This is a genomic window from Paracoccus aestuariivivens (genome assembly GCF_009711225.1).
In the GTDB taxonomy this organism is placed as follows: domain Bacteria; phylum Pseudomonadota; class Alphaproteobacteria; order Rhodobacterales; family Rhodobacteraceae; genus Paracoccus; species Paracoccus aestuariivivens.
In genome coordinates this window covers 61,431-81,572 of the sequence record NZ_WMIE01000002.1, presented here as the reverse complement: position 1 = coordinate 81,572, position 20,142 = coordinate 61,431, and the positions used below count along the sequence as shown (strand labels likewise).

Annotated in this window: 21 protein-coding genes; 8 read left to right on the top strand and 13 right to left on the bottom strand. The window is 63.3% G+C overall.

The window, feature by feature from the left end; all coding sequences use genetic code 11:
• Positions 1 to 37: 37 nt before the first annotated feature.
• The 8 genes from GL286_RS05855 to purC all read right to left on the bottom strand — a co-directional run bounded on the left by GL286_RS05855 (position 38) and on the right by purC (position 8,017).
• Positions 38 to 271 (bottom strand): formate dehydrogenase subunit delta, encoded by a 234-nt coding sequence (locus GL286_RS05855; protein ID WP_155094632.1) that lies wholly within the window; start codon positions 269 to 271, stop codon positions 38 to 40.
• Positions 261 to 1,079, bottom strand: coding sequence for a formate dehydrogenase accessory sulfurtransferase FdhD (fdhD, locus tag GL286_RS05850; protein WP_155094631.1), 819 nt, complete (start codon positions 1,077 to 1,079; stop codon positions 261 to 263). The genes GL286_RS05855 and fdhD overlap by 11 nt, the downstream gene beginning before the upstream one ends.
• 7 nt (positions 1,080 to 1,086) lie before the next feature.
• On the bottom strand, positions 1,087 to 3,966 hold the full coding sequence (gene fdhF, locus GL286_RS05845; RefSeq protein WP_155094630.1) for a formate dehydrogenase subunit alpha: 2,880 nt from the start codon (positions 3,964 to 3,966) through the stop codon (positions 1,087 to 1,089).
• Complete coding sequence (locus GL286_RS05840; protein WP_155094629.1) at positions 3,963 to 5,489, bottom strand: formate dehydrogenase beta subunit; 1,527 nt, start codon at positions 5,487 to 5,489, stop codon at positions 3,963 to 3,965. Before GL286_RS05840 ends, fdhF begins: the two co-directional genes overlap by 4 nt.
• Positions 5,486 to 5,965: a formate dehydrogenase subunit gamma gene (locus GL286_RS05835; RefSeq protein ID WP_155094628.1), complete on the bottom strand. Its 480-nt coding sequence runs from the start codon at positions 5,963 to 5,965 to the stop codon at positions 5,486 to 5,488. The genes GL286_RS05840 and GL286_RS05835 overlap by 4 nt, the downstream gene beginning before the upstream one ends.
• A gap of 78 nt (positions 5,966 to 6,043) precedes the next feature.
• Positions 6,044 to 6,916, bottom strand: coding sequence for a LysR family transcriptional regulator (locus tag GL286_RS05830; RefSeq protein WP_155094627.1), 873 nt, complete (start codon positions 6,914 to 6,916; stop codon positions 6,044 to 6,046).
• Positions 6,917 to 7,001: 85 nt separating this feature from the next.
• A complete protein-coding gene (gene purS, locus GL286_RS05825) occupies positions 7,002 to 7,241 on the bottom strand; it encodes a phosphoribosylformylglycinamidine synthase subunit PurS (protein ID WP_155094626.1) in 240 nt (79 codons plus the stop codon).
• Positions 7,242 to 7,252: 11 nt separating this feature from the next.
• Entirely contained in the window at positions 7,253 to 8,017 is a 765-nt protein-coding gene (gene purC / locus GL286_RS05820; protein WP_155094625.1) for a phosphoribosylaminoimidazolesuccinocarboxamide synthase, read from the bottom strand.
• Positions 8,018 to 8,164: 147 nt separating this feature from the next.
• On the opposite strand from purC, the gene GL286_RS05815 reads away from it, so the two are divergent.
• On the top strand, positions 8,165 to 8,479 hold the full coding sequence (locus GL286_RS05815; RefSeq protein WP_155094624.1) for a DUF1476 domain-containing protein: 315 nt from the start codon (positions 8,165 to 8,167) through the stop codon (positions 8,477 to 8,479).
• 53 nt (positions 8,480 to 8,532) lie between these two features.
• Here the strand turns inward: GL286_RS05815 and GL286_RS05810 are convergent, their stop codons facing one another.
• From GL286_RS05810 to GL286_RS05800, 3 genes are read right to left on the bottom strand one after another with little or no spacing between them, the layout of a single operon-like run.
• The gene (locus GL286_RS05810) at positions 8,533 to 9,861 is read right to left on the bottom strand and encodes an MATE family efflux transporter (protein ID WP_155094623.1); all 1,329 of its coding nucleotides are present in this window, start codon (positions 9,859 to 9,861) and stop codon (positions 8,533 to 8,535) included.
• Positions 9,854 to 10,357, bottom strand: coding sequence for a PaaI family thioesterase (locus GL286_RS05805; protein WP_155094622.1), 504 nt, complete (start codon positions 10,355 to 10,357; stop codon positions 9,854 to 9,856). The genes GL286_RS05810 and GL286_RS05805 overlap by 8 nt, the downstream gene beginning before the upstream one ends.
• A 1-nt stretch (position 10,358) precedes the next feature.
• A complete protein-coding gene (locus tag GL286_RS05800) occupies positions 10,359 to 10,799 on the bottom strand; it encodes a PaaI family thioesterase (protein WP_425496089.1) in 441 nt (146 codons plus the stop codon).
• A gap of 135 nt (positions 10,800 to 10,934) precedes the next feature.
• On the opposite strand from GL286_RS05800, the gene GL286_RS05795 reads away from it, so the two are divergent.
• The 7 genes from GL286_RS05795 to GL286_RS05765 all read left to right on the top strand — a co-directional run bounded on the left by GL286_RS05795 (position 10,935) and on the right by GL286_RS05765 (position 18,384).
• Entirely contained in the window at positions 10,935 to 11,336 is a 402-nt protein-coding gene (locus tag GL286_RS05795; protein WP_155094620.1) for a MerR family transcriptional regulator, read from the top strand.
• Positions 11,337 to 11,517: 181 nt separating this feature from the next.
• The gene (locus GL286_RS05790) at positions 11,518 to 11,919 is read left to right on the top strand and encodes a MerR family transcriptional regulator (protein WP_155094619.1); all 402 of its coding nucleotides are present in this window, start codon (positions 11,518 to 11,520) and stop codon (positions 11,917 to 11,919) included.
• A 15-nt stretch (positions 11,920 to 11,934) separates the two neighbouring features.
• On the top strand, positions 11,935 to 13,713 hold the full coding sequence (locus GL286_RS05785) for an acyl-CoA dehydrogenase (RefSeq protein ID WP_155094618.1): 1,779 nt from the start codon (positions 11,935 to 11,937) through the stop codon (positions 13,711 to 13,713).
• 177 nt (positions 13,714 to 13,890) lie between these two features.
• A complete protein-coding gene (locus GL286_RS05780) occupies positions 13,891 to 14,532 on the top strand; it encodes a glutathione S-transferase family protein (protein WP_155094617.1) in 642 nt (213 codons plus the stop codon).
• Positions 14,529 to 15,740 (top strand): acetyl-CoA C-acetyltransferase, encoded by a 1,212-nt coding sequence (locus tag GL286_RS05775; protein ID WP_155094616.1) that lies wholly within the window; start codon positions 14,529 to 14,531, stop codon positions 15,738 to 15,740. The genes GL286_RS05780 and GL286_RS05775 overlap by 4 nt, the downstream gene beginning before the upstream one ends.
• Complete coding sequence (locus GL286_RS05770) at positions 15,740 to 16,210, top strand: cupin domain-containing protein (protein WP_155094615.1); 471 nt, start codon at positions 15,740 to 15,742, stop codon at positions 16,208 to 16,210. The genes GL286_RS05775 and GL286_RS05770 overlap by 1 nt, the downstream gene beginning before the upstream one ends.
• Positions 16,207 to 18,384: a 3-hydroxyacyl-CoA dehydrogenase NAD-binding domain-containing protein gene (locus GL286_RS05765; RefSeq protein WP_155094614.1), complete on the top strand. Its 2,178-nt coding sequence runs from the start codon at positions 16,207 to 16,209 to the stop codon at positions 18,382 to 18,384. The genes GL286_RS05770 and GL286_RS05765 overlap by 4 nt, the downstream gene beginning before the upstream one ends.
• Positions 18,385 to 18,441: 57 nt before the next feature.
• On the opposite strand, the gene GL286_RS05760 is transcribed toward GL286_RS05765, so the two are convergent.
• Both GL286_RS05760 and nth read right to left on the bottom strand, forming a co-directional pair.
• Positions 18,442 to 19,443 (bottom strand): adenosine kinase, encoded by a 1,002-nt coding sequence (locus GL286_RS05760; protein ID WP_155094613.1) that lies wholly within the window; start codon positions 19,441 to 19,443, stop codon positions 18,442 to 18,444.
• Positions 19,440 to 20,108, bottom strand: coding sequence for an endonuclease III (nth, locus tag GL286_RS05755; protein ID WP_155094612.1), 669 nt, complete (start codon positions 20,106 to 20,108; stop codon positions 19,440 to 19,442). Before nth ends, GL286_RS05760 begins: the two co-directional genes overlap by 4 nt.
• Between the last annotated feature and the right edge of the window lie 34 nt (positions 20,109 to 20,142).

Below are 20,142 nucleotides of genomic sequence, written 5' to 3'. Positions count from 1 at the left end.
AGCTATCATGCCCCCCGACCGGTTGGCAGAGGCAAAATCAGGCCCTTGCCGGCGTCTGTTCCGGCAGACGCACAAAGCGCGCCGCGTCACGAACGATGGGATCGGCCTCGGCCCCCTCGGCCAGATGGCGGACGAAATCCTGCCGCATCCGGGGCGTCCAGAAGGCGTTGATATGGCCCGCCACGGCCTCGGCGGGGGCGCCGGGCTGGCTGCGAAAGAAATCCGCCATCTGTCCGGCCATGCGGATCAGCTTGTCGTCGCTATTGGTCATCGTGGTCTCGGGTTGCGGCAATGCGCCGGGGATGGGTGTAAAGGTCAAAGGCATCGCCGCGCGCGCGAGCGATCAGGGTGATCCCGGCGCGCTCGGCCCAAGCCAGCGCCAGATCGGTCGGCGCGCTGGCCCCGATCAGCACCGGCGCGCCGATCCGCGCAGCCTTCTGCACCAGATCGACCGACAGGCGCGAGGACATGACGATTGCCCCCTGCCCGCCCGATCTGCCCGCACGGGCCAAGGCCCCGGCCAGCTTGTCCAGCGCATTATGGCGCCCGACATCCTCGCGCACGATTGCGCTGCTGCCGTCCCAGAAGCCTGCGCCATGGATCGCGGGCGTGTCGCGGCGCAGGATCTGGCCCTGCCCCAGCGCCTGCATGGCGGCAATCACCTGCGCAGGCGTCATGGCCCAATCCGAGGCGACCGTCCTGACCTTAGGCAGGGCCGCCGCGATGCTGTCGACACCACATAACCCGCAGCCGACCGGACCCAGCATGTTGCGCCGACGCTCGGCCAGCCCGGCGGCCAGACCGGGGCGCAGCCACAGGCGCGCCTCACGCGCGGGAAAGCCGCCTGCCTCGACCGCGGCATCCTCGAAATCGGTCACGTCGGCGGGGCTGGCGATCAGCCCTTCGGTCAGGGCAAAGCCGATGGCAAAATCCATCAGGTCGGCGGGCGTGGCCATCAGCACCGCCTGCGACATGCCGTCGATGACCACCGCCACCGGACATTCCTGCGGTGTGGGCGGCGGGGCGGCATGATGCCAGCCCCCGTCCCAGCGCAGCGGGCCTGTTGCTTGATCCTTCATCCTTGCCTCACTCGGCGGCGGCGGGAAGGATGCGGCGGGATTGTTCGGAATGGTGACCATACTCCTCTTGCCATTCCGACGGGCCGTTCGAGGGGCTGACCTGCACGGCCGTCACCTTAAATTCGGGGCAATTGGTGGCCCAGTCGGAATTATCCGTGGTCACCACATTGGCCTGAGTCGTCGGGTGATGGAAGGTCGTATAGACCACCCCCGGCGCGACACGTTCCGTCAAAAGCGCCCGAAGCGTGGTTTCCCCGGAGCGCGAGGCCACCCGCACCAGATCACCATCCCTGACGCCGCGGTTCTCGGCATCCGAGGGGTGGATTTCCAGAATATCCTCGGGGTGCCAGACGAGGTTGTCGGTCCGCCTTGTCTGCGCGCCGACATTGTACTGGGACAAGATCCGCCCGGTGGTCAGCAAAAGCGGGAAGCGCGGCCCGCTGCGTTCCTCGGTCGCGACATATTCGGTATGGATGAAATGCCCCTTGCCGCGCACGAAACCATCGACATGCATCAAAGGCGTGCCCAAGGGGGCCTTCTCGTTGCAGGGCCATTGCACCGAGCCTTCGCGGTCCAGCAGATCATAGCTGACACCGGCGAAACTGGGCGTGGTCAGGGCGATCTCGGACATGATCTCGCTGGGATGCGTATAGGTCCAATTCGCGCCCATGCGGTTCGCCAGCATCTGGGTAACCTGCCAATCCTCGAACCCGTTCTTGGGCGTCATGGCGCGGCGGACCATATTGATGCGGCGCTCGGCATTGGTGAAGGTCCCGTCCTTTTCAAGGAAGGACGAGCCGGGCAGGAAGACATGCGCGTAATTCGAGGTCTCGTTCAGGAACAGGTCCTGCACGATGACGATCTCCATCGAGGACAAGGCCGAGGTCACATGCCGCGTATCCGGGTCGGATTGCACGATATCCTCGCCCTGACAGTAAAGGCCGCGGAAGCGACCGGCCAAGGCTTCGTCGAACATATTGGGGATGCGCAGACCGGGTTCGGGCGACAGCGGCACGCCCCAGACGCGCTCGTAAAGCTCGCGCGTGGCCTTGTCCGAGACATGGCGATAGCCCGGATATTCATGCGGGAAGGACCCCATATCACAGGAACCCTGCACGTTGTTCTGACCGCGCAGCGGGTTCACACCCGTCCCCGGCACGCCGATATTGCCGGTCATCATGGCAAGGTTCGCAATCGACATGACCGTGGTCGAGCCTTGCGAATGCTCGGTCACGCCAAGCCCGTAATAGATGCTGGCGCGGGGGGCGCTCGCATAGGCGCGGGCGGCGGCGCGAATACCATCGGCGGGAACGCCGCTGAGCTTTTCGACCTCTTCGGGGGAATGGCGCGGGTCCAGCAGGAACTCGGCATAGGCAAGGAACTCGTCCCAGTCGCAGCGGGTCTTGATGAACTCTTCGTCGTAAAGCTTTTCGGCGACGATGACCTGCGCGATCGAGGTCAGCACGGCGACATTGGTGCCGGGCCGCAAAGGCAGATGCAGCCCCTGCCCCATATGCGGGGTTTTCAGCAGGTCGATCTCGCGCGGGTCAAGGACGATCAGCCCCGCCCCCTGCCGCAACCGCTTCCTCAGCCGCGAGGCAAAGACCGGATGCCCATCGGTCGGGTTCGCGCCGATCACCAGCGCCAGATCGGTTTCCTCGACCGAGTCGAAATCATGCGTCCCCGCCGAGGTCCCGAAGGTCGTGCGCAACCCGTAACCCGTGGGCGAGTGGCAGACCCGCGCGCAGGTATCAGTGTTGTTGGTGCCCAGAACGGCGCGGGCCAGCTTCTGGACCAGATAGGTTTCCTCATTGGTGCAGCGCGACGAGGTGATGACGCCGACGGAATCCACGCCGTGATCGGCCTGCGCCTTGCGCATCCGGGTCGCCGCGAAATCCAGCGCCTGATCCCATGTCACGACCTGCCACGGATCGGTGATCTTTTCGCGGATCATCGGGTTCAACTGGCGGTCCTGATGGGTGGCATAGCCCCAGGCGAAGCGGCCCTTGACGCAGCTATGGCCCCGGTTCGCCTTGCCGTCCTTGCTGGGTACCATGCGCACGACTTCTTCGCCGCGCATATGGGCGTCAAAGGAACAGCCGACACCGCAATAGGCGCAGGTCGTCTTGACGATATGCTCGGGCGTGCCGATCTCGATGACCTTGTTCTCTATCAGGGTCGCAGTCGGGCAGACCTGCACGCAGGCCCCGCACGAGACGCAATCGGAGGACAGGAAACTGTCCGAGAACATCCCCGCCGAGACGCGGCTGTCAAAGCCACGCCCCTCGATGGTCAGCGCAAACGTCCCCTGCACTTCCTCGCAGGCCCGGACGCAGCGCGAGCAGACGATGCATTTCGCGGGATCAAAGGTGAAATAGGGGTTCGACTGGTCCTTGGGCCGGTATTCCGGGTTCGGCCCTTCGGCATCGCGGCGGGCGAAATGGTTCGCGCCCGGCTCATAGCGGACCTCGCGCAGGCCGACCGCCCCTGCCATGTCCTGCAATTCGCAATCGCCATTGGCGGCGCAGGTCAGGCAATCCAGCGGGTGGTCGCTGATATAAAGCTCCATCACGCCCTTGCGGATGCGGGCAATGTCATCGGTCTGGGTATGGACGACCATGCCTTCGGCCACAGGCGTGGTGCAGGATGCCGGCGTGCCGCGCATCCCTTCGATCTGGACGACACACAGCCGGCAGGACCCAAAGGCGCTGACGTGATCGGTGGCACACAGCTTCGGGACCGAGATCCCGGCCACCGCCGCCGCCCGCATCACCGATGTTCCCGAGGGCACCGAGACCGCAATGCCATCTACCAACAGGTTGACCGTCACGTCGGATTTCGCCGCAGGCGTGCCGTAATCGCGGTCGGGGATAATGAAGTCTTTCATTCTGCGGCCTCCTTACGCGGCGTCCCGCGCCCGCTGAATTCGTCAGGGAAATGGGTCAATGCGGACATGACCGGGAAGGGCGCAAAGCCCCCCAGCGCGCAAAGCGAGCCCCATTTCATCGTGTTGCACAGATCGGTCAGCACCGGGATTGCATCCGCATCCCCCGCCGCGATCCGGTCGATGGTCTCGACGCCCCGGACCGAGCCGATCCGACAGGGTGTGCATTTCCCGCAGCTTTCCACCGCGCAGAATTCCATCGCAAACCGCGCGAGCTTCAGCATGTCGGCGCTGTCATCGAAAACGGTGATGCCCGCATGCCCCAGCAGCCCTTCGCGCCCGGCCAGCTCCTCATAGCCAAAGGGTACGTCGAAATCCTTGGCCGGGATATAGGCCCCCAAAGGACCCCCGACCTGCGCCGCCTTCACGGGACGTCCACTGGCGGTCCCGCCGCCGATCTCATTGATGATCTGGTCCAGCGTCAGGCCAAAGGCCGCCTCGAACAGCCCGCCATGTTTCACATTGCCCGCGATCTGGATCGGGATCGTGCCCTTCGACCGCCCGATGCCGAGCTTGGCATATTCCGCCCCGCCATTGGCCAAAATCCACGGGATCGTGCCCAGCGAGATTAGGTTATTGACCACCGTGGGCTTGCCCAGAAACCCCTCCAGCGCCGGGATCGGAGGTTTCGCGCGCACCGTACCCCGTTTGCCCTCAAGGCTGTTCAGCAGGCTGGTTTCCTCGCCGCAGACATAGGCACCGGCACCGACACGGACCTCCATGTCGAAGGCATGGGCCGAACCCAGCACTGACCCACCCAGCATCCCCTCCTGACGGGCAAGCGTGATCGCGGCTTCCATCACACGGATCGAATCCGGATATTCGCTGCGGATATAGCAGTAACCGCGCGTCGCCCCGACCGCGATCCCGGCAATCGCCATGCCCTCGATCAGGGTCAGAGGATCGCCCTCCATCAGCATCCGGTCGGCAAAACTGCCGCTGTCGCCCTCATCGGCATTGCAGACGATGTATTTCTGCGTGGCCTTGGCCCCGGCCACCGTCTTCCATTTGATGCCCGTGGGGAAACCCGCGCCGCCCCGCCCGCGCAGGCCCGATTGGGTGACCTCATCGACAATCGCGTCCGGCCCCAAGGCAATCGCCCGGCGCAACCCGGAAAAACCGCCATGCGCCTCGTATTCGGCAAGCGAAAGCGGGTCGATCACGCCGACACGGGCAAAGGTCAGGCGCTTTTGCGCCTTCATCCAAGGCAGATCCTCGACCGGCCCCAGCGCCAGCGGGTGATCCGCACCGCTGCGCAAAGCCTCAATCAGCCCGGCCACGTCGTCCGCTTCGACCGGACCATAGCCGTAGCGAACCCCGTCCCGCTCGACCTCGACCAAAGGTTCAAGCCAGACCATGCCGCGCGTGCCATTGCGCGTCACCTCGAAGTCGCGCGTAAGCGCCTTGGCCACCTCATCCGCGCCAAGGGCCTTTGCTGCGGCATCCAACGGAACCCAGACCCTCATGCGCCCGCCTCCGCCACCAACTTCTGCACCTTGGCCAGATTGGCCCGGACCAGCAGACGATCCCCCATCTGCGCGGACGGCCCACAGGCGCAAAGCCCCAGACAAAAGACCGGCTCCAGCGTCAGCCGCCCATCCGGAGTCGTCTCATGGAAATCGATCCCCAAAGCCGCGCGGACCTGATCGGCAAGCGCATCCGCCCCCACCGACTGGCAGGCCTCGGCCAGGCACAGGCGCAGCACATGCCGCCCCGAGGGATGATCGCGGAAATCGTGATAAAAGCTGACGACGCCATGCACCTCGGCACGCGTCAGACCCAAGGCTGCGGCAATCTGGGGCTGGGCTTCTTCAGGGATATAGCCCCATTCCGCCTGAATATCGTGCAGGATCGGCAAAAGCGGTCCTTCGCGATCCTTGTGGATGTCAATGATCGCGGCGAGGCGTTCTGAAAAATCAGCGGAAATCGCTGGAGTCGTCATGGCTGGGTCGATCCGGGCTCTGCTCTATTTCCAGCAGATTAGGCCCCGGCGATAGGCGCAACAATGGCGACATCCCGTCTATTGATTGATGTTTTCTATCAAACCCGCCGAGCGCAGCAGCGCATCGACCAAAGGCGGATGTGGCTCGCGCCGGGCGGTGACCAGACCGACCAGATGCCCCTCGCCGCTCAGGTCACGCGCCCGCACCCCCTCGGGCAAGGGCAGGCCCCGCGCCAGCGCGCGCGGCAGGATCGCCGCCCATTCGCCGGTCGCGACATGGGCCAGAATCGCCAGCATCGAGGTCGACTCGACCCGTGGCAGAGCCTCGGCGCCGGCATCCATCAGGTGGCGGGTGACGATCCGGCGGTTCTGCATGTCCGGGGTCAGCAGGCACAAGGGCAGCCGCGCGGCCTCGGCCCAGCCGACCGGGCCGGACTGGGCGTTGCGGGAAATCAGGCAATAGGTCTCGCGGTAAAGCGGCACGCTCTGGACCCGGCCCAACGGCTCGCTGTCCAGATAGGTGACGCCGGCATCCAGCTCCAATGCCTCGATCTGCTCGCGGATCTCATCGGAGGAGCGCGACAGGATCGACACCCGGGCATTGGGATGGCGCTTGAGGAAAGGGCCGGTCAATTCGGCGATGCGCGGCATGGCTGTCGGGATCACGCCGATCCGCAACAGGCCCGAGACGCCCTTGCGGCTTGCCTGCATCTCGGCCTGCATGGCGCGGGCGTCGCCAACGATGCGCCGGGCCCAGCCCAGGACGCGCTCGCCCTCGGGGGTCAGGCCCTGAAAACGCGAGCCGCGACGGACAAGCTGGACTCCCAACTGGTCTTCAAGCGACTTGATGGCGGATGACAAAGTGGGTTGGGTGATTCCAAGGGTCTCGGCCGCGCGACCGAAATGGGCTTCGCGCGCAAGGACCATGAACATCGACAGCTTGTCGATCAAGTGGCGCGTCCCCCTCCAAGGCGCCTCGTGCCGCCCGGCCCGAGGGCCGGACGAAGCCGGGGGTCAGCCCCCGGTCCGCAGCGGATCAGACGATCTCGACGGCGTATTTCTCGATGACCGTGTTGGCCAGAAGACCCTCGCACATGCGGGCAACTTCGGCCTTGGCGGCATCTGCATCGCTAGATGCCAGATCCAGCTCGATCACCTTGCCCTGACGGACGCCATCGACGCCCGAAAAGCCAAGCCCGCCAAGCGCGTGGCGGATCGCCTCGCCCTGCGGGTCGAGAACGCCATCTTTCAGCATGATGGTGACACGGGCTTTCATGGGCAGGCCTTTCAGTTGATCAGGGTAGGCTTCGAGATATTGGTCGTGTTCGCGGGCATAAGTCCCAGCCGGCGCGCCACCTCGGTATAGGCATCGGTCAGGCTGCCCAGATCGCGGCGGAACACGTCCTTGTCCAGCTTCTGGCCGGTCTTGACGTCCCACAGGCGGCAGCTGTCGGGGCTGATCTCGTCGGCGACGACAAGACGCATGAAATCGCCGTCCCAGATGCGGCCGATCTCGATCTTGAAGTCGATCAGCTTGATGCCGACACCGAAGAACACGCCCGACAGGAAGTCGTTCACGCGCAGCGCGAGGCTGACGATATCGTCCAGATCCTGCTGGCTGGCCCAACCGAAGGCGATGACATATTCTTCCGAAACGAAGGGATCGCCCAGCTCGTCATTCTTGTAGCTGTATTCGACGATCGGACGCGGCAGAGGCGTGCCCTCGTCCATGCCCAGACGCTTGGCGATCGAACCGGCGGCGAAGTTGCGAACGATCACTTCCAGCGGGATGATCTCGACCTGACGGATCAGCTGCTCGCGCATGTTGATGCGGCGGATGAAGTGGTTCGGGACACCGATATTGGTCAGTCCGGTCATGAAGTATTCGGACAGGCGGTTGTTCAGGACGCCCTTGCCTTCGATCGTGGCTTTCTTCTGGGCGTTGAAAGCGGTCGCATCGTCTTTGAAATACTGGATCAGAGTGCCCGGCTCGGTGCCTTCGTAAAGGATCTTCGCCTTGCCTTCGTAGATTTTCTTGCGCCTTGGTGCCATGCTGCGCGTCTCCCGTCCGCAAGGTATGTGAATTTCTTCTCGGGCTATAGGCCAGAAACGGGGTCAGGGGCAATACGGGCTTGCGATACGACCTTGGTCGGGCATACCGTATTTATGTGTCCGGAGAACACACGACTGGGGGGCCACATGACCACTTTCGACGACCGCGAGCGCGCATACGAGGCCAAATTCGCCCAAGATGCCGAGCTGAACTTCAAAGCCGAAGCACGCCGGAATCGACTATTGGGTGAGTGGGCCGCAAAACTGCTGGGCAAGACCGGCGACGACGCGCGTTCCTATGCGCTGACCGTCGTCACCTCGGATTTCGACGAACCGGGCGACGAGGACGTGTACCGCAAGCTTGCCAAGGACTTGGCCGAGATCGTGGATGAGCCTACGCTTCGCGCCAAAATGTCGTCAATGCGCCTGACCGCACGCGAGCAGATCCTGAACGAAAACTAGGATCACACGACAAACCAATTGAACCGTATGGATTTTATCGGGGGTGACGCGGCTTAAGCGGCTGCGGCCTCGACGCGCGGATATAGCCGCCACAGGGTCAGGCCGCGCAGCAGGCTCAGCACCGTCAGCGCGGCCCATAGTCCGTGATTGCCGAACTGCTGCGGCAATACGATCAGCACCGGCACATAGATCGCGACCGAAAGGATCATGGCGCGGCGCATCTCTCGGGTGCGGGTCGCGCCGATGAAGATGCCGTCCAGCATCCACGCCGCGACTCCGACAACCGGTGCGGCGATCAGCCACGGAAGATATTCCCGCGCCACCGAACGGACCTCGGGCGAAGTCGTCAGAAGGTCGATGATCGCCGGACCGCCAAGCGCAAAAACCAACGCAAGGGCCACCGCGCCGCCGACTCCCCATTGCGAAGTCAGAGTTGCGGCGCGGCGCAGATGATCGGGCCTACGCGCGCCGACGGCCTGACCCACAAGCGATTCGGCGGCAAAGGCGAAGCCATCCAGCGCAAAGGCAACCACGGAAAGGAACTGCAAAAGCACCTGATTAGCGGCCAGCGTCACATCGCCCTGCCCCGCGGCCATGAACATGAACGTGGTGAACGACGCCTGTAGCAGGACGGACCGAACCATGATGTCGCCATTGACCTGCAACAGGCGATGCAGCTTGTCGGCGGCAAACAACCCCGAACAATGCCCCCCCGCGCGGATCGCGTCACGGGCAAACAGCAGCCCCAATGCCAGACCGGACCACTCGGCGATCAGGGTCGCGATGGCGACACCCTCAACACCCCAGCCCAGCCCCAGCACGAACCACAGATCCAGCACGACATTCAGCCCGTTCATCAGCAACTGAAGCACCAGAACGTGTCGCGCACGCTCTAGCGCGATCAGCCAGCCGGTGATCGCATAAAGCGCGATAGCCGCAGGCGCGCCCCATATACGGATCGAAAGATATTGTCGGGCCAGCCCCTCGACCTCGTCCGAGGCAGGGGCCAGACGAAACGCTCCGTCAAACAGCGGGCGCTGTAGCAGGATGAAGACCAGCCCTGCCACGAAGGCGATAACCAATGCGCGCATCAGATGGGCTCCGGTCTCGGCAGTATCGCGCGCGCCATACGATTGCGCGACCAGCCCCGATGTGCCCATGCGCAAAAAACCGAACACCCAATAGATCGACGTCAGGATCACTGCGCCAATCCCGACCGCACCGATTGAAGCGGCATCGCCCATCTGGCCCACGACGCCGGTATCGACCGCTCCCAGCAGCGGTACGGTGGCATTCGACAGGACGATGGGCAATGCGATCGACAGGACGCGGCGATGCGTCAGGGCCCGCCCGCCCGCCACATCGCCCGTCCGTTCAGCCATTCTGCGGCATCAGGAAATGTCCGGTCGCCTGTGCGAATAGGCGAGTGCGCTGGTCCTGCCACGCCTCGACCTGCACGCTGGCATAGCGCCGCCCCGAGCGCACCACCCGCGCCCGCGCATAGGCATCCCGCGGCAGTCCCGAACGCAAATAATCCACGGTGAAATCGATGGTTTTGGGCAGGCGCGGCATGCTTTCGGGCACGGCGGCATTCGGCGCGATGCGGCCCTGCTCCATATCCTCCCAGATCTCGGTCCAGGTCAGTTCGACAATCGCGGCGACCTCAAGGAAAGCCGCCGTTACGCCGCCATGGATCGCGGGCAGCATCGGGTTGCCGATCAGCTTTTCGTCAAAGGGCAGGATCGCGGTCAGCTCGTCGCCGCGCCGGTCGAACTGGATTCCAAGCCAGCGGATATAAGGCACGCCCTCGACCAATGCGCTGAGCGTGTTGTTGCGGCGGGTCTTGATCGCGGCAAGCGGTTCGTTGCGGTCGGCCATATCAACGCTCGAAGGTAAATGCGCCGGTGGCCGAGGCCACGGGTCGGGTTTCGTCCTCGTCCATCGCCCATGCGCGCACGAATGCGACCGAGCGGGTGACATGATAGCATTCGGCCCGCGCCCTGATCCCCTGCCGTGGCGTGGCGCTGCGCATATAGTCGATGCGCAGGTCGATTGTCGCGGTGATCAAAGGTCCGTCGGGATGGGCCATAACCGCCGCGCCCGAGCAGGTGTCCATCAATGCCGAAATCACGCCGCCATGGATCACCCCGCTGCGCGGATCTCCAACCAGATCGGGGTTCCACGGCAGCGAGATCACCGCCCCCGCCGGAGAAAGTTCGTCCAGCGTCATCCCCAAGGCACGTGCATGGGGGATCGCTTCGATGAACTGGCGGGCAATCCGCTGCTGCTGTTCATTGGCGGCTTCGGGGTGGTCTTCCATCATTTTCCCTTGCTCGTTTCGGGGCACTACCGGGCTTAGCCCCAGGGTCAATATGTCACAAGTCCGCGCCGCGCCGTACGGTTGAGTTTGGATCAACCCTCGGATAATCTCGCGCCAATCCTGACGGGACCTTCCATGACAGATAGCGATTACATCAGTTTCAAAGAGATGTGCGCACGTTTCGACGTGACTCCGCGCACCTTGCGTTATTACGAGTACATCGAACTGCTCAGCCCCAAGAAAGAGGGCCGATCACGGTTCTATGGCCCGCGCGAGCTTGCGCGGATGACGTTAATCCTTCGCGGGCGACGCTTCGGTTTCTCGCTAGAAGAGATCCGGCAATGGCTGCAGATCTACGAGGAGAAAGGCACGCATGAGCAATATCGTGTCTGGATCGACCTTGCCAACCGGCAGCTCGAAACGCTGAAGAAGCAATTCGAGGAAATCGAGACCTCCATGTCAGATCTGCGCGACTTGCGGGACGAAACCCTGCGCTTGCTGGCCGCGATGGAAAGCGAGGACCAAAGGTCCGCCTGAAACATCCTTCGCACATCACCTCGCAAGACCTTGAAAAGACGGCGACCATCCAAGTGATCGCCGTCTTTTCTATTGCATCTCGCCGCTTAGTGACAGGCTGACGCCACGTCGGGGCTTACGTGAACGTAAACCTCGCCTATATTCGGTCCAGATGCACTTGGAGCCTTGGGGAGGGACGGCCATGAGCGAACGGTTGATAACCATCCGCGAGATGTGTGACGAGTTCGACGTCACGCCGCGGACCCTGCGCTTTTACGAATCCCGCGAACTGATCTTTCCGCTGCGCCGCGACATGAACCGCTTTTACGGGCGGTCGGACCGGGCGCGGCTGAAGCTGATCCTGCGCGGCAAGCGCTTCGGATTTTCCCTCGAGGAGATCCGGCAGTTACTCGAACTCTACGATCCGACCGAGCGGAACGTGACGCAAACCCGCGCCACGATCGCGACCGCCCATGACCGGCTGGCCGATATGGAGCGCCAGTACGACGAACTGGCCACCGCCATTCTGGAACTGCGCCACCAGATCGCCGAGGGCGAAAAGTGGCTTAACTCGATCCAAACCGACGCGCGTCAAACAGCCTGAATTTCCGGAGGAAACATGCCTGCCTATACTGCCCCCGTCCGCGATATCCAGTTCGTCCTGCATGACACGCTTGAAGTCTCGCAGCAGGATATCCCCGGCTATGCGGAACTGGACCCGGAAATCACCGAGGCCATCCTTGACGCCGCGGGAAAGCTTGCCTCGGAAGTGCTTGCCCCACTGAACCTGACCGGCGACCAGCAAGGCTGCCGGTTAGAAAACGGCATCGTCCGTACTCCCGACGGCTTCAAGGATGCCTTCGATCAGGTTCGCGAGGGCGGTTGGCCCGCGCTTGATTGCGACCCCGAATATGGCGGTCAGGGCATGCCCCGCGTCATCGGACTGGCCATTGGCGAGATATTCACCGCCGCCAACATGGCTTTCTCGATGTATCAGGGCCTGACCCACGGGGCTTATTCCGCGATCCACACCCATGGCACGGCCGAGCAGAAGGCGACCTATCTGCCCAAGATGGTCAGCTGTGACTGGACCGGCACCATGAACCTGACCGAGCCCCATGCGGGGACGGATCTGGGCTTGCTGCGCACCCGTGCCGAACCGCAAGAAGACGGCAGCTACGCCATCACCGGCCAGAAGATCTTCATCTCGGCGGGCGACCACGACATGGCCCAGAACATCATCCACCTCGTCCTTGCCAAGGCTCCGGGTGGCGGAGAGGGCACGAAAGGCATCTCGCTGTTCATCGTGCCGAAGTTCCTAGTGAATGCCGATGGCTCGCTGGGTGATCGCAACGCGGTCACGGTCGGCAGCATCGAGCACAAGATGGGCATCCACGGCAACGCGACCTGCGTGATGAACTATGACGGCGCGAAAGGCTGGCTGCTGGGCGACTTGCACAAGGGCATGCGCGCCATGTTCACCATGATGAACGAAGCGCGCCTTGGCGTCGGGGTGCAGGGATATGCGGTGGCTAGCGCGGCCTATCAGAACGCCGCGGCCTATGCCTGTGACCGCCTGCAAGGACGCGCCGTCACCGGCGCCGCGACGCCGGGCGCCCCCGCCGACCCGCTGATCGTCCATCCCGATATCCGCCGCAGCCTGATGGATCAGAAAAGCTTCGTCGAAGGCGCGCGGGCCCTGTCGTCCTGGTGCGCCCAACTGATCGACCGCAGCGAGCTTGGCAATGACAGCGATGCGGATGGCCTCGTTTCGCTTCTGACTCCGGTGGTCAAGGGCTTCCTGACCGACCGCGGTTTCCTGACCACGATCCAGGCGCAGCAGGTTTTTGGCGGACACGGCTACATCGAAGAACATGGCATGTCGCAATTCGTTCGCGATGCGCGGATCACCATGCTGTACGAAGGTGCGAACGGTGTGCAGGCGCTTGATCTGGTCGGACGCAAACTGGCGGCCGATGGCGGCAAACCGATGATGGCGTTCTTCGAACTGGTCAAACGCACGATCAAGGAACTGGAAGGCGATGAGGACCTGAAAACGGGCTTCCTCGATCCGCTCAAATCGGCATCGAAAGACCTGCAAAGCGCGACGATGTTCTTCGTCGAACATGGCATGAAAAATCCGAACGCGGCGCTTTCCGGTTCGTATGATTTCATGCACCTGTTCGGCCATGTCACCCTCGGGCTAATGTGGACGCGCATGGCAGCCGCCGCACGCAAAGCATTGCGCGACAACACCGCAAGCCTTGATTTCTACGAAAGCAAGCTGGCGACCGGACGTTATTACATGGCGCGTCAACTGCCGATCACTGCGACCCATCTCGCGCGGATCCGGACCGGCAGCGACACCGTCATGGCGCTGGCCGAGGATCAGTTCTGAGCGGGCAGGACATCAGCGAGAATGTGGGGATGCTGGCGGAAATGTCGCCGGATTGTTACGCCTCGAACCACCTGATCCGTCGGGGCGAAGGATCTGGCCGCAGCATGTGACATCGCGGTTCCGCAACCTCGCCCGTAACAGGATAATCCGCGCGGCAACGTCTGAAAGGAAACACATATGACGGCAAAGCTTCATTGTTTCGGGGAATCCGGCCACTCGTACAAGGTAGCGCTGATGATGCAGCTGACCGGTTACGACTGGCAGCCCGTCTTTGTCGATTTCTTTGGCGGTGCGACCCGCAGTCCGGAATATCGCGCCCTGAACGACATGGCCGAGGCACCTGTCTTCATCGAAAATGGTGAAATGCTGACGCAATCCGGCGTGATCCTGCTGCATCTGGCGGAACAGACCGGTCAGTTTTCCGATGGCGACCCGAACGAGATCCTGCGCTGGCTGTTCTGGGACAATCACAAGGGCTCGGGGCAGTTCGGGACGCTGCGCTTCCTGATGAACTTCCTGCCGCCCGAGAAGCGCCCCGCCGAGGTGATCGCCTTCCTGCAGGGCCGCGTGCGCGCGGCCCTAAAAACCCTTGATGCCCATCTGGACGGGCGCGACTGGCTGGCGGGCGATCAGCCCACCATCGCGGACCTGTCCTGCTGCGGCTATCTTTTCTACTCCGAGCCCTTCGGTTTCGACCGCGCCGAATGGCCCCATATCGACGGCTGGCTTTCGCGCATCGCGGCGCTGCCCGGCTGGAAACACCCCTATGATCTGATGCCCGGCAACCCTGCGGACCGGGCCGCGAAGGAGGACGCATGACCGAAGCCTATATCTATGACGCCGCCCGCACGCCGCGCGGCAAGGGCCGCCCCGACGGCAGCCTGCACGAAGTCACCTCGGTCGCGCTGTCCGCCCGCCTGCTGAACGCCGTCAAGGAACGTAACGGGCTAGAAGGCCACGCCGTCGAGGATGTGATCTGGGGCAATGTCACGCAGGTCAAGGAACAGGGCGGCTGCCTTGCCCGCTCGGCGGTGCTGGCATCAGAACTGGATCAGTCGATCCCCGGCCTTGCGATCAACCGCTTCTGCGCATCCGGCATGGAGGCTGTAAACCTTGCCGCGAACCAAGTGAAGGGCGGCGCGGGACAGGCCTATATCGCCGGCGGCGTCGAGATGATGGGCCGCGTGGCGATGGGCAGCGATGGCGCGGCGATTGCCGTCGATCCCAGCCTGACCTTTGGCACCTATTTCGTACCGCAAGGCATCTCGGCGGATATCATCGCCACCGAATACGGTTTCAGCCGCGAGGAAGCCGATGCGCTGGCCGTCGAATCCCAGCGTCGCGCCGCACTGGCTTGGGGCGAGAACCGCTTTGCCAAATCGATCGTTCCGGTGCTGGACCAGAACGGCCTGACCATCCTTGACCGCGACGAATACATGCGTCCCGGCACCAGCCTTGAGGATCTTGGCAAGCTGAAGGCCAGCTTCAAGGACATGGGCGAGTCGATGCCCGGCTTCGACAAGGTCGCGATGCTGAAATACCCGCATCTCGACCATATCGAACACATCCACCATGCAGGGAACTCCTCGGGGATCGTGGACGGGGCGGCTGCGGTGCTGATCGGAAACGCGGAATTCGGCAAAGCTTATGGCTTGACGCCCCGCGCCCGCATCCGTTCGACCGCCAAGATCGGCACCGATCCGACCATCATGCTGACAGGCCCGGTTCCGGTGACCGAAAAGATCCTGCGCGACAGCGGCATGGCGATTTCCGACATCGACCTGTTCGAGGTCAACGAGGCCTTCGCCTCGGTCGTGCTGCGCTTCCAGCAGGCGTTCCAGATCGAACCGAGCATCGTCAACGTCAATGGCGGCTCGATCGCCATGGGCCACCCGTTGGGCGCGACCGGCGCGATCATCATCGGGACGCTGCTGGATGAGCTTGAGCGTCAGGACAAGAACGTGGGTCTTGCGACGCTCTGCATCGCATCCGGCATGGGTGCCGCGACGATTATCGAGCGAGTCTGATGGCAATTTTCCGCAAGGACAGCGTTCCCGAGGTGCATGCCACCTCGTCTTACCCCGAGCCCTATAATCTGGGCTCGGGAAACCTGTCCTATCGCCACATTTCCGAAGCAGGCGGCCTCAGCCAATACGGCGTCGCGCTAGAGACTTTGCATCCCGGCGGGCAAAGCTCGCAGATGCATTGGGAGGAGCATGAGGACGAGTTCCTTTACATGCTCTCGGGCGAGTTGACGGTGATCGAGGACGGCAACGCCACGATCATCGGCCCCGGCGACGCCTGCTGCTGGAAGGCGGGCGAGCCCGTCGCCCATTGCCTCAAGAATCACACCGACCAGCCCGCGACCTATCTGATCGTGGGCAGCCGGAACCCCGACAATATCTGCCATTATCCGGGCCTCGACATGCTGGCGACGCCCGAGGGGTACACGCATCTGGACGGTACCCCCTACCCGAAGCAGGGAGAGACAGAATGACCGATTTCACCATGCAGAAGGACGCCGACGGCGTCGCCATCATCACCTGGGACGTGCCCGGCAAGTCGATGAACGTGCTGTCCTTGGACGGTGCCGCCACGCTGAACGGGCTGATCGACGACGCGCTGGCTGACGCCTCGGTCAAGGGTGTGGTCATCACCTCGGGCAAAAAGGACTTTGCCGGAGGGATGGACCTGAACGTGATTGCCGGCATGAAGGCAGGCGGCGCGCAGGGTGTCTTTGACGGGGTTATGACCCTGCATCACCTGCTGCGCAAGATCGAGCTTGCGGGGATGGACCCCAAGACGAAAAAGGGCGGCAAGCCGGTCGCCACCGCGCTGCCCGGCACCGCGCTGGGGATCGGGCTGGAGCTGCCGCTCGCCACGCATCGCATCTTTGCCGCCGACAACCCCAAGGCCAAGATCGGCCTGCCCGAGATCATGGTCGGCATCTTCCCCGGCGCGGGCGGCACCACCCGCCTGACCCGCAAGCTGGGCGCGATGATGGCGGCACCCTTCCTGCTGGAGGGCAAGCTTTCCGACCCCTCCAAGGCGAAATCCGGCGGGCTGATCGACGAGGTCGTGGCCGATCCGGTTGAGGCCGCCCGCGCATGGGTGCTGCAGGCCACGGGCGCCGATCTGGTGAAACCTTGGGACGCCAAGGGCTACAAGATGCCCGGCGGCGAGCCATACCATCCGGCCGGTTTCATGACCTTTGTCGGGGCCTCGGCCATGGTGCATGGCAAGACCTTGGGCGTTTATCCCGCCGCCAAGGCGCTGCTTTCGGCGGTCTATGAAGGCGCGCTGGTGCCCTTTGACACCGCGCTGAAGATCGAGGCGCGCTGGTTCACCAATGTGCTGATGAACCCCAGCTCTTCGGCGATGATCCGCAGCCTGTTCATCAACAAAGAGGCGCTGGAAAAAGGCGCGAACCGCCCCGAGGCCCCGGATCAGACCGTGAAAAAGGTCGGCATCCTTGGCGCGGGCATGATGGGCGCGGGCATCGCCTATGTCAGCGCCATGGCGGGGATCGAGGTCGTGCTGATCGACGCCGCCCAAGACGCCGCCGAGCGCGGCAAGGCCTATTCCACAGCCCTTCTGGACAAGGCGATCAGCCGCCGCAAATCGACCGAAGAGAAAAAGGCCGAGGTGCTGGCCCGCATCACGCCGACGACCGATTACGCGGCCCTTGCCGGTTGCGATCTGGTGGTCGAGGCGGTGTTTGAGGACCCCGCCGTCAAGGCCGATGTCACCAAGCGCGCCGAAGCCGCCATGCCCGAGGATGCGATTTTCGCCACCAATACCTCGACCCTGCCGATCAGCGGTCTGGCCAAGGCCAGTTCACGCCCCGCGCAGTATATCGGCATCCACTTCTTCAGCCCGGTCGACAAGATGATGCTGGTCGAGATCATCAAGGGCAAGGAAACTGGTCCCCGCGCGGTCGCCAAGGCGCTGGATTTCGTGCGCCAGATCCGCAAGACGCCCATCGTGGTGAACGATGCGCGCTTCTTCTACGCGAACCGCTGCATCATCCCCTATATCAACGAAGGCATCCGCATGGTGGCCGAAGGCGTCAGCCCGACGCTGATCGAAAACGCTGCCAAGATGATGGGGATGCCGCTGGGTCCGCTTCAACTGGTTGATGAAATCTCGATCGATCTGGGCATCAAGATCGCCAAGGCGACCAAGGCCGCGATGGGCGACGCCTATCCCGACGCTGCGGTTGATGCGGTGATCTTCAAGCTGGCCGAGCAGGGCCGCATGGGTCGCAAAAGCAAGTCAGGCTTCTACGACTATGACGAGGCGGGCAAGCGTCAGGGCTTCTGGTCGGGACTTTCGACCGAATGGCCCGAGGCCGAGACCCAGCCCGAACTGACCGACATTCAGCACCGGTTGATGTTCATCCAGTCGCTGGAGGCGGTTCGCGCGCTTGAGGAAGGCGTGCTGGAAGACATCCGCGAAGGCGATGTCGGCGCGATCCTTGGCTGGGGCTTTGCGCCTTGGACCGGCGGTCCCTTCGGCTGGCTCGACATGCTGGGCGCGCCGCGCAGTGTCGCGATCACCGAGGATCTGACCGCGCGCTTTGGCGACCGCTTCGCCACGCCGCAGATGCTGCGCGACATGGCGGCCAAAGGGGCCAGCTTCTATCCCGGCGCGGGCAGCAAGGCCGCCTGAGAAAAGCAAAAGGGCAGAGGCGCTAGGCCCCTGCCCTTTTTCCATTCGCGGATGGGTTCAGATCAGCCCTTCGGCGCGGAAAGCGGTCTTCAGATCGCTTTCAGGACGTGCACCGACATGGCCGATGACCTCGGCGGCGGCGATGCAACCCATACGCCCCGCGACCGCCAAAGGCGCGCCAGTCGCAAGTCCATAGATCAGCCCGGCAGCAAATTGGTCACCCGCGCCGGTCGCGTCGACCGGAACGATGCGGTTCACCGGGGCGGTCACGCGTTCATCGCCACGGATCAGGATCGCATCCTCGCCCGAGCGGGTGCAGATCACCGTGCCGCAATCGGCGCTTGCCAGACGCAGCGCTTCCTCAAGATCGGTGACCTGATAAAGCGAGGTCCATTCATGGACATTGCCGATCACGTAATCCATCGGACCGGCGACCAGACGGCGGAAACCATCGCGGTGGCGGTCGACGCAGAACGGGTCGGAAAGCGCGATGCCCGCCTGACCGCCCGCCTTGTGGCAGGCATCGGCAGCTTTCAAGAAGGCCGCTTTGCCCATGTCCTTGTCGAAGAGATAGCCTTCAAGGAACAGCCAATCCGCGCCGCTGAAGGTCGCGGGGTTCACGTCATCGGTGCCCAACTCGGCCGAGATGCCCAGATAGGTGTTCATCGACCGCTCGCCATCGGGCGTCACGAAAATGATCGAACGCGAGGTCGGCAGCACCTCACCCGCGACGGGCGGGTTGACGAAAACGGTACCCGATGCCTCGGTCTGCTCAGCATAGGACAGGCCCAGCGGATCGCCCGCGACGCGTCCGATAAAGGCGGTGCGCAGCCCCATCATGCCAAGACCTGCCAGCGTGTTCGCGACCGAACCACCGGGAACCAGACGGGATTTTTCATTCTCGGCGGCCTGCGCGCCGGTCAGAACCTCGGCCCGGTCGCGGTCGATCAACTGCATGATCCCCTTTTCGATGCCAAGGCGCGCAAGGCTTGCATCCGAGGTGGGCGCGATCACGTCCATGATCGCATTGCCGATCCCGATCACATAAGGGGTCGTCATTCGGTTTTCTCCTCAAAGGGACAGAGGTCTTCGATGGGGCAGATCTTGCAGCGCGGACGTCGCGCCTGACAGACATAGCGTCCGTGCAGGATCAACCAGTGGTGGCAGTTCTGCTGGAACATGGCGGGGACATTGTCCTCGATCGCGCGTTCAACGGCATCGACATCGCGACCCGGAGCAATCCGGGTGCGGTTACCAACGCGGAAGATATGCGTATCGACCGCCTGCGCGGGAAAATTGAAGGTGCTGTTCAGGACCACATTCGCGGTCTTGCGCCCGACACCGGGCAGCGACATCAGCGCGGCGCGGGATTGCGGAACCTCACCGCCGAATTCGTCGACCAGCCGTTGCGACAGCGCGATGACGTTCTTGGCCTTTTGGCGGAACAGACCAATGGTCTTGATTTCGTCGGTCAGCGCCTCAAGCCCCAGATCCAGCATCTGGCGCGGTGTCGTGACCCTGCGAAACAGGTCCTTCGTCGCCTTGTTCACGCCCACATCGGTCGATTGCGCCGACATCGCGACGGCGACCAACAGGGTGAAGGCATTGACATATTCAAGTTCCGTCACCGGAGACGGGTTCGCCTCGCGGAAACGCGAAAAGATCTCGACCTGCGTGCCATAGGGCAAGGCAGCGGGGGTTCTGGAAGCGGGTGAACGGGCCATGGCGATCAGATGCCTCGCGCAGCCCCACAGTTCA